The 12341-nt window shown below is 44.2% G+C and carries 16 protein-coding genes; 9 read left to right on the forward strand and 7 right to left on the reverse strand.

Annotation, left to right across the window (positions count from 1 at the left end):
- The first annotated feature begins 90 nt into the window (after positions 1-90).
- The 4 genes from liaF (at position 91) to QNH36_RS04725 (ending at position 2793) form a co-directional block, all read left to right on the forward strand.
- Positions 91-825 carry a cell wall-active antibiotics response protein LiaF gene (gene liaF, locus QNH36_RS04710; protein WP_283904849.1) on the forward strand — a complete coding sequence of 245 codons (735 nt, stop codon included), beginning with the start codon at positions 91-93 and terminating at the stop codon, positions 823-825.
- The gene (locus tag QNH36_RS04715) at positions 822-1865 is read left to right on the forward strand and encodes a sensor histidine kinase (RefSeq protein ID WP_283904850.1); all 1044 of its coding nucleotides are present in this window, start codon (positions 822-824) and stop codon (positions 1863-1865) included. The genes liaF and QNH36_RS04715 overlap by 4 nt, the downstream gene beginning before the upstream one ends.
- Positions 1862-2494 (forward strand): response regulator transcription factor, encoded by a 633-nt coding sequence (locus tag QNH36_RS04720; protein WP_144475235.1) that lies wholly within the window; start codon positions 1862-1864, stop codon positions 2492-2494. The genes QNH36_RS04715 and QNH36_RS04720 overlap by 4 nt, the downstream gene beginning before the upstream one ends.
- 116 nt (positions 2495-2610) lie before the next feature.
- Entirely contained in the window at positions 2611-2793 is a 183-nt protein-coding gene (locus QNH36_RS04725) for a hypothetical protein (protein WP_144475234.1), read from the forward strand.
- 56 nt (positions 2794-2849) lie between these two features.
- Here the strand turns inward: QNH36_RS04725 and QNH36_RS04730 are convergent, their stop codons facing one another.
- Complete coding sequence (locus QNH36_RS04730) at positions 2850-3044, reverse strand: hypothetical protein (protein ID WP_251544672.1); 195 nt, start codon at positions 3042-3044, stop codon at positions 2850-2852.
- 249 nt (positions 3045-3293) lie between these two features.
- Here QNH36_RS04730 and QNH36_RS04735 point away from each other — a divergent pair, with 249 nt between their 5' ends.
- The 4 genes from QNH36_RS04735 (at position 3294) to QNH36_RS04750 (ending at position 7833) form a co-directional block, all read left to right on the forward strand.
- On the forward strand, positions 3294-3449 hold the full coding sequence (locus QNH36_RS04735; protein WP_283904851.1) for an RAxF-45 family protein: 156 nt from the start codon (positions 3294-3296) through the stop codon (positions 3447-3449).
- Positions 3450-3591: 142 nt separating this feature from the next.
- Entirely contained in the window at positions 3592-5490 is a 1899-nt protein-coding gene (gene abc-f / locus QNH36_RS04740; protein WP_283904852.1) for a ribosomal protection-like ABC-F family protein, read from the forward strand.
- A 511-nt stretch (positions 5491-6001) separates the two neighbouring features.
- A complete protein-coding gene (locus tag QNH36_RS04745) occupies positions 6002-7333 on the forward strand; it encodes a polysaccharide biosynthesis protein (RefSeq protein ID WP_283904853.1) in 1332 nt (443 codons plus the stop codon).
- A gap of 113 nt (positions 7334-7446) precedes the next feature.
- Positions 7447-7833, forward strand: a complete 387-nt coding sequence (locus tag QNH36_RS04750) for a DUF1284 domain-containing protein (RefSeq protein WP_481825317.1) — start codon at positions 7447-7449, stop codon at positions 7831-7833.
- Positions 7834-7889: 56 nt separating this feature from the next.
- Here the strand turns inward: QNH36_RS04750 and QNH36_RS04755 are convergent, their stop codons facing one another.
- Together QNH36_RS04755 and QNH36_RS04760 are read right to left on the reverse strand one after the other, a co-directional pair.
- On the reverse strand, positions 7890-8549 hold the full coding sequence (locus QNH36_RS04755; protein WP_283904855.1) for a TrkA C-terminal domain-containing protein: 660 nt from the start codon (positions 8547-8549) through the stop codon (positions 7890-7892).
- A gap of 89 nt (positions 8550-8638) precedes the next feature.
- Positions 8639-8902: a hypothetical protein gene (locus tag QNH36_RS04760; protein ID WP_144475228.1), complete on the reverse strand. Its 264-nt coding sequence runs from the start codon at positions 8900-8902 to the stop codon at positions 8639-8641.
- 179 nt (positions 8903-9081) lie between these two features.
- Here QNH36_RS04760 and QNH36_RS04765 point away from each other — a divergent pair, with 179 nt between their 5' ends.
- A complete protein-coding gene (locus tag QNH36_RS04765) occupies positions 9082-10020 on the forward strand; it encodes a magnesium transporter CorA family protein (RefSeq protein ID WP_283904856.1) in 939 nt (312 codons plus the stop codon).
- 45 nt (positions 10021-10065) lie between these two features.
- On the opposite strand, the gene QNH36_RS04770 is transcribed toward QNH36_RS04765, so the two are convergent.
- The 4 genes from QNH36_RS04770 to mscL all read right to left on the reverse strand — a co-directional run bounded on the left by QNH36_RS04770 (position 10066) and on the right by mscL (position 12325).
- A complete protein-coding gene (locus QNH36_RS04770; RefSeq protein ID WP_144475226.1) occupies positions 10066-10398 on the reverse strand; it encodes a DUF3243 domain-containing protein in 333 nt (110 codons plus the stop codon).
- Between the two features lie 369 nt (positions 10399-10767).
- On the reverse strand, positions 10768-10905 hold the full coding sequence (locus QNH36_RS04775; RefSeq protein WP_176167229.1) for a hypothetical protein: 138 nt from the start codon (positions 10903-10905) through the stop codon (positions 10768-10770).
- Positions 10906-11242: 337 nt separating this feature from the next.
- A complete protein-coding gene (locus QNH36_RS04780) occupies positions 11243-11878 on the reverse strand; it encodes a Bax inhibitor-1/YccA family protein (protein WP_186326658.1) in 636 nt (211 codons plus the stop codon).
- Positions 11879-11956: 78 nt separating this feature from the next.
- Positions 11957-12325 (reverse strand): large conductance mechanosensitive channel protein MscL, encoded by a 369-nt coding sequence (gene mscL, locus QNH36_RS04785; protein WP_251544665.1) that lies wholly within the window; start codon positions 12323-12325, stop codon positions 11957-11959.
- Positions 12326-12341: the final 16 nt, after the last annotated feature.

The following is a 12341-nucleotide window of genomic DNA, read 5'->3' on the forward strand; positions in this document are numbered from 1 at the left end:
GCGCCTTTTGGATATCACCTCTATTGAACTTCAACTTCATTCCACAGTAAACTTAATCCCAAATATTTAAAAAGGAAGGGGGAAAACACCGTGTTGAACAAGATGAAAAATGATTATGTCAGCTGGATTGTGATTACCGGAGTGATCCTCCTTTTGCTGGAAGTTTCTTTTTTCAACGAAGGGCTGATTTTCTCCCTTCTGGCAAGTGGAGCGATGATTTACTTTGGACGCTCTTTAATGCCGAAAAAATCAGGAAAGGTGCTGTTCTGGGCGGGATTATTCTTTTTCCTGAGCAGCGTTTTCAGCATGATGACCTTCAGGTTTTTCCTGTTGGCGGTACTGATCTATCTGGTATATCAATATATCCAATCAAAAAAGAAGCCTGAACTGATTACGCCAGTTTTACAGAAGCCTGAAAAGGAAGTCAGCAAGGAAATGGTGATTGAGAAACCGCCGCTTTTTAAAAATCGCTTGTTTGGACATCAGGAAACACCCTCACATGTGTATGAGTGGGATGATGTCAACATCCAGACCGCAATTGGCGACAGCGTGATCGACTTGAGCATGACGGTGCTGCCAAAAGGCGAGACGGTAATTTTCATCCGGAATATCATCGGAAATGTAAAGGTATATGTGCCATATGATGTGGAAGTCACTCTCCGCCATTCATCGATTGTTGGCTCTGCCGAAGTTTTCGGACACCAGGAAGGCAGGGTGCTGAACCAAAGTCTGTACGTGCAGACCCCTGGTTACGAAGAGGCCGGGCAAAAGGTGAAAATCTTCACCTCGATGATCGTCGGGAATATCGAGGTGAAACGCATATGACAACTGCCACGCGCCAGATTTTATGGGGACTCACCCTTGGAATCATATCGTTTATCGCGCTGACACTGTCCTATTGGCTGGCTTTCCCGGCAGCTCGCTTTTCCGATTTATGGAACCGTGAGCTGATGGACATTCCGTTTGTTATCTTCACTTTCAGCATCAGCGTTGTGCTTGGAATTGCGTTCGGCATGGCTTCAGGCATATACTGGCGCAAGCAATTCAAGACAGTGGACACCTGGCTCTTCCAGCTTGAGGAAGGGCAGCAGCCTGAAATAGAAGCAAACCAGGCATACGCAGAAATCACTTCAATCTCGAAACGTGTCAGCAAACTGTATAAACAAATCTCAGAAAAAGCGATGCTATCCCAAAGGCTCGCAACCGAAAAAGCGGAGGAGCAGGAATCGCGGATCCAGGAAATCATTTCCCAGGAGCGGAACAGGCTTGCAAGGGAGCTGCATGACTCGGTGAGCCAGCAGTTGTTTGCGGCATCGATGCTGATGTCGGCGATAAATGAAACGAAGGGGCCGTCGGAGGAACGGGAAGCGAAGCAGCTGAAGATGGTGGAGGAAATGATCCACCAATCTCAGCTTGAAATGAGGGCGCTGCTTCTGCATCTCCGGCCGGTCGCGTTGAAAGGGAAGAGCCTGCAGGAAGGGATTGAGGAACTGCTGCTCGAATTAAGACAAAAAGTTACCATGAATATCAACTGGAAGGTCGAGCCGTTTCCGCTTGATAAGGGCGTCGAAGACCATCTGTTCCGGATTTTGCAGGAGTCAATCTCGAATACGCTGCGCCATGCAAAGGCGGATCAGCTGGAAGTTCTGCTGATCCATCGTGATGGTAAAGTCATATTGAGAGTGGTTGATGACGGAATAGGCTTTAATGTTGAAGAAGCGAAAGCGGGATCATACGGGCTTCAAAACATGCACGAACGTGCGGGGGAAATCGGCGGGACATTGAAGATTGTAAGTGTTGAAAATAAAGGGACCAGGCTTGAGGTCAAAGTTCCAATATTAGTGGCGGCAGGTGAGGAAAAATGATTAAAGTAGTGTTTGTAGATGATCATGAAATGGTTCGGATCGGTGTCTCATCGTATTTATCAGCCCAGCCGGATATCGAGGTAATCGGCGAAGCGGATAACGGCAAGGCGGGAGTCGATATGGCACTCGAACTGCGGCCGGATATCATCTTGATGGACCTGGTCATGAAGGAAATGGATGGCATCGAAGCGACAAGGCAGATCATTGAGCAGTGGCCGGAAGCAAAAATCATTATCGTGACCAGTTTCCTCGATGATGAAAAAGTGTATCCTGCACTTGAAGCCGGTGCGACAAGCTATATGCTGAAAACCTCTAAGGCCAGCGAAATTGCCAATGCGGTGCGGGTTACATATTCCGGCCAGCCTGTGCTTGAACCCGAAGTGACCGGGAAGATGATGATGAAAATGCGACAGAAGAACAGCGTCGAATTGCATGAAGAGCTGACCGAGCGCGAGATGGAAGTATTGAAGCTGATCGCCGAAGGCAAAACGAATCAAGAAATCGCCGATGAGCTGTTCATTGCCCTGAAAACCGTAAAAACGCATGTCAGCAATATCTTAAGCAAGCTGCAGGTTCAGGACCGCACCCAGGCAGTGATCTACGCGTTCAGGCATTCACTTGTAAAATAATGAAGCTTTGCTGAAAAAGTTATGATTTTCAATTGGGCTCTTAATGGAAACTGATTGCGGAAATGGGTTCTGCTGAGAAGCATACGAAAACAGCCTAAGATAAGGAGGTCCCGGATATGGAACCATTGTTTGGTGTATTCCCTCTGTTGGGAGTATTAATTTCACTTGTACTTCCACTGGCCATGATCATCCTGTTCGTCATGCTGGTGACGAGCACAAAAAGACAGGAAGCTTTGATGAAGGAAATTCTTGAAGAGCTAAGGAAGAATCAATCAGATAAAAGCTATTTGGATCGTTAAAAACACAACCAGAAGCCATTAGAAAAACAAAAAGAGGCCAATGGCCCCTGTTAAAACTAATTTGCTTTCCCTTCGATTACATCTAATTTCATAAGCATTTCGCTTAGCGCAATGGATATGACTTCCCGTTCTTCAAATTCATTTGGAAAATGGGAAGCACAATTTATATAGTTATGCTTTTCAGCTAACTTTTCTTTGATTTTTTTACACATCCAGAGCTGGTAATCTGAAAGTTCCACGTGTCTAAGCATTGTCACCCACTCCTTCGTTAGTTATCCTTACCCGCGGTCCAAGCCAGTTTAAACGCTTTATCCACAAGAATATCAGCATGGGAAAAATTGATAAAAAGCCTGCCCTGGTGGGTTCCTGCACAATTCAATCAAACGTTTGATTATTGGAATTTGCGGAAAATGGGCTGCATGCAATTCAGGAAAAACTTGCTAAAATAATAATGAGATTGTAGAATGAAACTAACTATTAATGAACGGAGGTGAGGAGAGATGATCAAGACTGTTTTTGTACGCGGATTTTGGAATGAGTTCCTATATTTTTGTCGTGCAAAATTTGCTGTTGCAGCTGTCAACGGGATACGTATGCCCTTTTTTAACAGCTCAATATCAAAAACAAACGGTACGATCATCTCTTTTCCCGCTTAGGTGAATGGGGAGGGCACATTTGTCCTCCTTTGTATTCATGGAATTCAAAAGCCAGGAGCAGAGCCATCTGCCCCTGGCTTTTTTGCGTTTACCGATAGACAGGTTCAGGTGAAGAGGGGGATCGATTTAGGAGGAAATCATAATGATTACATGCAGTGTGAACAAAATAAGCAAAATGTACGGCGGCAATCTCATATTCGAAGATATGTCGTTTGAAATAAATGAAAAAGACCGAGTTGGCCTGGTTGGACCAAACGGATGCGGCAAGACCACATTGCTGCGTCTTGTTGCCGGAATGGAAGAGCCGGACAATGGAAAGATTCACTGGAAAAAAGGCCTGAAGATCGGCTATCTGGCCCAGATACCGGAATATGATGCAAGCATGACTGCGAAAGATGTTTTGGCGACAGCTTTTGAAGACTTGCTGGATGTCCAGGGTGAGATGAAGCACATGGAAATGGAGATGGCAGCGGCTGGCGAGGACTCGCATAAGCTTGAAAGGCTGCTGGCAAAATACGGAGTTCTCCAGGAGAGGTTTGCTCTTGGCGGCGGTTATGAAATGGAAGCGAATATTGACAGAGTTGCCAACGGCTTGAGGATTGCAAGCCTGCTGGATTCCAATTTCAACAGATTGAGCGGCGGAGAGAAGACGAAGGTGGGCCTGGGACTGAGCCTGCTGCGTAATCCGGAGTTGCTGCTTCTAGATGAACCCACCAACCACCTTGATATCATGGCTGCCGAGTGGCTGGCAGAATTTCTGAAAGAATATGAAGGCACCGTGGTCATCATATCTCATGACCGTTATTTTCTAGATGAAACTGCGACCAAGATCCTCGATATGGAGGATGGAGAAATCGATCTCTATCACACAAATTACTCAGGATTCGTTAAGGAGAAGGAAGCGAAATTGCTGCGTGAATTCCAAGCGTACGAAGAGCAGCAGCGAAAAATCAAGAAAATGAAGGAAGCGATCAAGAGGCTGAGAGACTGGGCGAACCGGTCCAATCCTCCAAGCTCAGCGCTTCATAAGCGGGCGACGAATATGGAGAGGGCACTTGCCAGGATTGAAAAGCTCGACCGGCCGGTTTTGAACAGGAAAAAAATGAGCTTTGAACTCGAGACTGGAGCTCGCAGCGGAAAAGATGTGCTTGTTCTCAAGGATGTGAGTAAGTCCTTTGGCAGCAGGGAGCTTTTTGACACCATACATCTGCAGCTTAAATATCAGGACCGTGCGGCAATTGTCGGCGAGAATGGTTCCGGTAAAACGACACTGCTGAAGTTCATCAGGAATGAAATTTCACCCGACAAGGGAGAAGTCCGGCTTGGCAGCAATGTCAAGATTGGCTATCTGTCCCAGCATATGGAGCTTTCCAGCAAAGAGGGAAACGTTCTGGACGCATTCAGGAATGAAGTTGTCATGAATGAGGGGGAAGCCAGGAATGTTCTGGCAGGATTCCTCTTTTACGGGCCAGCGGTTTTCAAGAAAGTCTCCCAGCTGAGCGGAGGAGAACGGATGAGGCTGCGGCTCGCCCAATTGATGCATCAGGATCTCAATTTCCTGATCCTTGATGAACCGACCAACCATCTGGATATCGACTCCAGGGAGGTGCTGGAGGAAGCCCTTGATGGATTCGAGGGAACGCTGCTGGCTGTTTCCCATGACCGTTATTTCCTGAATAAACTCTTTGACAAGGTATACTGGCTTGAAAGCGGCGAGTTGACCGAAATACCCGGTAACTACGACCGGGCGAGGGCTAAGATGGAAGAAAAACGGAAGCAGCTTGAGGATGGAGATTCAGAGGTTATCCGTCCCGTTAAAGAGCCTATAGTAAGGGAAAAGGCTGATAAAAAAACTACTGCTGCTCCCAACGAAGAGGAACTGCTCGAGAACATAGAAGTACAGGAAGCGGAAATTGCTTTGATTGTAGACCAAATGTCCTTTGTCTCAGACTTAGCTGTATTGCAGGAGCTTCACACGAAAAAAGAAGAACTGGAAAGTAAATGCAATCAGCTTTATGAAAAACTGGAGGAAATCTCATAGTGATTAGATAAGAACTGCTGGCAGCCGGCAGTTCTTTTTATATTGGAAAAAAACGAGTGGGTTTCCAATTCGCTATAAAAAAGTGAAGGTCGCTATAAAAATCGAAAAGTCGCTATAAAAAATTAAAACTCGCTATATAAATTTGAAACTCGCTATAAAAATCGAAAAGTCGCTATATAAATTTGAAACTCGCTATATAAATTTGAAACTCGCTATATAAAATTGAAACTCGCTATATAAATTGAAAAGTCGCTATATAATTTTGAAAAAGGCTTTAAAAGAGCAAGACTTGCTATAAAACTTCCGTAAAAAAACCAAAACTCGTTATGAAATCAGAATTTCCGCTATAAACCTATACTCTTGCTGAAAAAATCCACTCCAAATCTAAGACTTTTACCGTTGAAATCGACTTTTTAGCCTCCCTCACCGCCAATTTGCACTTTCTTTAATATTGTCCGGACTTGTCTCATATGTTTATAAAAGTAAATGAGACAGGATTGGGAGAGAAGCTATGAGTACTTTTTTAAAAGGGATGTCCATCCTCGTGGTCGCTAATTTTCTAGGCGAAATAGTGGAATTCCTCGTTAATATGATTCTTGCGCGCGAGCTTGGTGAAAGCGGGATGGGGCATTACATGACGATTTTGCCGACGATTTTCCTGATCATGCTGCTGGCAAATTTTGAACTGCCTGTGTCGATATCCAAGATGATTGCTGAGCATGATGAGTCCTACCATCGGAGCATGATGCGCCATGCCATCAGGCTGGCAGTGGTGTTTACAACGGTTCTGCTGATTTTGGCTGCTATCGTGATTCCAATCATTCCGGTTTTCAATGAATACCATCCATTGCTGAAATGGGTGGTTATGTCGCTCATCCCTGTCATGACGATCACGGCAATTGCCAGGGGGTTTTTCATGGGAAAACAGGAAATGGGGAGGATCGCGGTTTCACATTTCCTGCGGCGCGCAGTCCAGCTTGTCCTGTTATCGGCTGTTTTCCAGTATTTCGAGTTTGGCAGTGAAACCGCTCTGCTTGTGGCTTTTTGCACGCTTGCCGGGAGTGAACTCGTCGTCTTCCTGTATTTATTGCACCATTTCATCATGTCCTATCAAAAAATCAAGAAGGTGCCAGGTAAGCATGTAAGCGGCCGGGAAGTCAGAAAAAATCTGGTGGAAGTGTCGGTTCCGACGACAGGATTGAGGATTTTCCATTCCCTGACCCATGCAGTGCAGCCCTTCTTGATCAAATTTGCGATCGTAAGCGCAGGACTGACCCCGGATATGGCAACGGAACAATTCGGGATGATGGCGGGGATTGCGATGACAATTGGTTTTTTCCCGGCATTCATTGCTCATTCTTTCCTGATCATACTGATTCCGACTGTTTCAAAGGCCTATGCGGAAAAAGAATTCGTGAAGCTGCAAAAATTGCTTCAGCAGGTGATGCTGCTGACCCTGTTTTATGGCTTGCCTTCTGTAACAGCCTTTTACTTTTTGGCTGAGCCATTGACGATGACGTTTTTCCATTCAAAACAAGCGGCTGTCTTTTTGCAGCTGCTGGCACCATATTTCCTGTTCCATTATTTTACCATCCCGATGCAGGCCTATTTAATCGGGCTGGGTCTGGTAAAGGATGCTTTTATCCATTCCGTCTATGCAACCATTGTTACCTTTGCGCTCATCTATCTGGTCGGATCAAGGCCAGAATGGGGGATGGAGGGTGTTATCATTGGCATGAATACTGGCAGTATGGTCATCTTGCTGATGCATTACATGACCATTTGCAAAAAGATTGGCATCACCTGGCTGTCCAGGAACACGATCAGAGATTCCCGATTGTAAAAGGTATTTGGACATTTTCGAAGAATTAATAGATAGAAGATATTTTCAGGAGTGATGGTGTGGGAAAAGTATTGCGTGGGCACCATCTCCTCTGTGTGCATGGTTTCAGGGGGATGGGCTATAGTGTTGAGTTTGTTAAGAAAATGGAAGGGATCGTGAAGGATATCCGTGATCCCGGTCAGGATTTCTACATAAAAGTGGTTGCTGCTTTCGATGATGCCTGCATGTCGTGTCCGCACCGCGGGCTTGAGATTTGCGAGGCAAGCGAGGGTTCCAATGAGCATGTTTTATCGATGGACGGAAAAGTCATCCGCCATTTAGGACTTGTGCCCGGCGAGCGCTATTTAAAGTCAGAGCTGGTAAATTGGACCGCTGAAAAAGTTGAACCCGATGACCTTGATGAACTTTGCAAAAATTGCTCCTGGCTGCAATATGGGGTATGCAAGGAAGGGATCGCGCAACTTCGTGAGAAGAATACCGCAAGGGTCTCAGTGGAATAAATCTGAAAGAACAATAAAAGATGCCTGATCTGTGTTTGCAGCATACAAGCAAAGTGTCAGGCATCTTTAAATTTTTCTTCGATTTTAGGGTTATTGCCGTATAAAACCAGTTTGTCGCCAGGCTCCAATTTCGTCTCATGTGCTTTGTTGCGGATATTGATTTCGCCTCTTTTAATGAATAAAAGGATGATGTCATCTTCCATATCGACAATATCATCGAATGTCATATCAGCCAAGCGCGAATCTTCTTTAATGGCAATCTCCCTTACCTCATCGTCCTCATCCATTACAAGGACATCGCTAATCGGCAAATCAGCCAGCTCATAGTTTTCTTTTAACTCGCTTTTCAATTTCCCAGACATCAAATGCTGCACTATTGGCGCTCTCAATATTAACAAAAGGACCAAAAGTCCTCCGGCAACATAGCCGATTTCCATTGTATAGAATTCATCCTCTAAAAGTTTGCTGATGGCCGAGATAATGACAGCCAGCGAGAAAGCTCCGAACAAAATCAGAAATGCTCCAAGTCGTCTCCTGACAGGATGGTCAATAATCAGCTCGGATTCCCCTGTTGTAAATCCAGTTCCGGTTAACATCGAGATGACCTGGAATCTGGCTACTTTTCGTTCCAAACCAGTTGCCACAAAAATGGATGCATTAATTTCAATCACTGTAAAAACGATGAACAGGTATATGAAAATGAATAATATGCCCATTACCTCCATCCCCCTCGCACTATTTAGTATTGATTGCCGAGGTGTGATTTAAACAAAAATAGACCGGGGAAGTAATTCCCCGGACAATTTTATCGTTGTTCCTGAAGATTCTCGTTGTAATAATTCACTCCGTACATTGCACCTTCGCTGACCATTTTATTGTCTTCAACGTCCAGAGGATCAGGGTTGCCGGCTTTTTGGACTGGTAAGACATCTGTCTTCGATGGCATTACTTTTTCTTTCACTTGCGTAGCCATCTCGGTAAGTTTTGTTTTATTTTCCGGCTTCATCGCCATCCACAAGGCTGCAGCTCCAACACCTAACATGACAGCATTTTTAGTTTTGGTTTGCATTGTTTTTCCCTCCTGTAATGGTTTCAATTTTCTTTTGTCTATATTCGTATTTACCCTGTCGATAAAATTCAGAAACATTTTTAAAATGGAAGTCCTGCCAAGTATTAGCCTATCCGTTTCAAGCAGGCTAATAAGGGGAAGATTAATAGTTGATAATCATATGAAAGGTCTGAGACCATATGAAATATACATTTAATCAGGAAAAATGGACATGGTTTGATTTCGATGAGGGAGACGAGGAGAAAGTCAAGGAGCTGGTCTCGCAAAATTCAAACTGTGGTGAATGGTTTGAAAATATTATAGACCGGAAAGCCAACCTGCTCAACCTTAACACCGAAATAAGGGGAGAGGAATACATTTGGGGCTCACTGATTTACCAACAGGATATCGAGGATAAGGGTGAAAAAAATATCTTCCATTTTTACATCCGTAAGGACTTTTTCATAACAGTTAATTTTGATTTCTCCATTATTGATGCAAGTCCAATCGGAGTACAGAAACAGATGGATCAGGCAGAAAATGGGATAGAAGGCTTTTTTATTCTTCTCGGAGAAATTTTATCGACCTATTTACAAAAAATAGATGGCTATGAAGAACGTCTTCATAATCTACTATGGGAAATGAAGGAACAGAACAATCTGAAAATCCTCGAAAGAATCTATGAAAATCGGCATGAACTCCTCATTTGGAAAAACCTGGTTGTCCCGATCGTGGAGATAAAATTCATCGCTGAGGAAGCGTATGGACAAGGAATCCATGAAAACTCCGAATTCAACCGGGTAGAGACGAGGGTAGAACGGATAAGGATGCTGCTAAGCGAATACCAGCAGGCAATTGATACGATGATCAATCTCGAAGAAGTCGTGTCCACCCACCGCGGCAATGAAATCATGAAGACCCTGACAGTCATGACGATTCTATTCACGCCAGTGACCGCATGGGGTGCTGTGTGGGGAATGAACTTCAAAGTGATGCCGGAACTGGAGTGGAAGTTAGGATATTTATTTGCAGGAGTATTAATCATCGCCTCAACAGCAGGTCTATATTATTATTTGAAGGTAAAAGGCTGGATGGGTGATATTCTGAAGGTGAAAAAGAAGAACCGATTCTTTGGGTAAGAATTAATACGGATAAAATAAAAAATCGCCCGAGGGCGATTTTTTCTATTCAGCCAATTTCACAAGCATATGGGCAAGGGCATGCTGCTGTTCTTTATTGCCAACCTTCCAAAGCTCCTGCAAAAGCTGCTCCTCTTTATTGCGAGGTGCTACGTTCTCCGCGAGATAACCGGCTACCTTTTCGGCGGTCTTTGCCAACTGCTCCTCATTTAAACCAGCTGTTTTACCAAGATTGATCCGTTTGCTTAAATAGGTCCTGAACTCATTGAAATCACCAAGGATCTCATCCGCCTGCTGCGTATCCATGCGATCAAGAGTCTCCTCTACCTTGCTCGTATCCACTTCGCCATCTTTATGAATCATATGATCTTTTTCCATGTGTAAAAACCTCCTCGTTAAAGATAGTTATTAAATACCCTGTTGCCGGAATCTAGTAAACATTTGGGAGCACATTCAAGGTTGGAAGGTTAATGAAGCATATAGTGACCGCTCTTTTTCATGTGTTTAAACGCCGATTGGTTTAATACTTAGAAGCTCTTTTGGTATGTGATGAAGTGGTTTTTAAAACTTTAGTAGAGCTTAGAAACAAGGTGACGAAATTGCCCTGTGTGTAATACAACCCAAAAGAGTTTAATCAAAAAAGGTGCTGGCCGCTTGGCCTGCACCTTTTTTGAGTCCGACATCCGGACGATGGGAGGAGTATCTCAGCTGTTGCTATTCAATTTTGCGCTCTGGGGTGAATCGATATTAAATATATCGATTTAAGACCAGCGTGCCTTGAGACAGCAGCGCGAATCTTCCTCCGCTTGCATAGCCAATGACGTATTCCGAAGTCGCCGTGAAGTCTTTCAACTTAACCAGTCCCTTCCTTACTAGTATTGGCATTGCTCCAATCCTGCGGACTAACTTAGAGGAGTGTCCTGCTCAAGCTATTCAAAAACAATGGTGTCAATCGATGTTAAGTCCATCGATTTAAGACCAGCGTTCCTTGAGATAGCAACGCAAATCTTCCTCCATGTGCTAAGCCAATGACATATTCCGAAGTCGCCGTAAAGTTTTGCACTTTAACCAGTCCCTTCTAGTTTTTGTATTGGCCTTGCACTATATATATACCCGGATGAAATCACAGAAAACTCTTAAAACTTGATAAAAACATGGTAATTTAACCAAATATTGGAGCAAGCGAAAAGGCAGCCGCAGTGGACTGCCTTTTGAATCATATTTAGTCATTACTGGATAGGATCCCGAAGAAACGAAGGATATATAGGAAAAGATTGATGAAATCCAGATACAGGTTCAAAGCCATCAGCGGCACTTCTTCCGGACTCACTCCATAATGTTTCATCCTATTGAAATCGAATAAAACATACCCACTGAAGACAAGTATTCCGATGAAGGAATAAGCCATCATACCCGTTGAGCTAAGCGGCCAGATCCAGTTAAAAATGCTAACCGCAATCAAAGCAAGCAAGGCTGCCATCAGCATGCCGCCAAGAAAGCTGAGGTCACGCTTTGTTTTTGTCGCATAAATTGCAAGACCAGCGAAAACAACTGTTGTAGCCCCGAGCGCGTTGATCACGACATTGGCACCAGAAACCGCGATGTAATGGGCAATGGCCGGATACATCGTCATTCCGGAGATGAACGTAAACGCATAGAGGAATGCATAAGATATCGCCTTCCTTTTTCGTAAAAAGAACACCCCAATCAGCATCGCAAGCTCAATGATAACGAGCGGAAGGAACAGTGCTGGCGGAACGAACACTCCTGCCATTGTGCCAATGAAGGCGATTGCCAGGGAAAAAGCGAAAGTTCTCATTACCGATGGCATCATGGAATGATCAGAGTAAGCGTACATGAACAAGTCACCTCATAATATTATTTGATTATGTATACGGGTGACAGGCATCGCTGGTTTCATCCAGAGAGAAAAAATTTAAATGCTATTTTTTTCCCTTAGAAGATCTCGGATTTCTTTTAGAAGCTCTTCTTTTACATCTGGTGTAGGAACGACAGGCTTAGCCTCTTCCTTTTTACGATAACGGCTGATGATTTTGATGAAAATGAAGATGGCAAAGGCCGTGAGGAAAAAGTCTACAATGGACTGGACGAACGCGCCGTATTTTATCGTTTTGTAAGTAAGTGTTGAGAAATCCTCTCCAAATGAAAGCAGACCTACAATCGGCATAATAATGTCATCTACAAGTGAGGAAACGATTTTTCCAAAAGCTGCCCCGATGATGACCCCGACTGCAAGGTCAAGCACATTGCCTTTGAAGGCGAATTTCTTGAATTCATTCCACATTCAATATGTACCCCCT

This window comes from Mesobacillus sp. AQ2, assembly GCF_030122805.1.
Taxonomy (GTDB): domain Bacteria; phylum Bacillota; class Bacilli; order Bacillales; family Cytobacillaceae; genus Mesobacillus; species Mesobacillus oceanisediminis_A.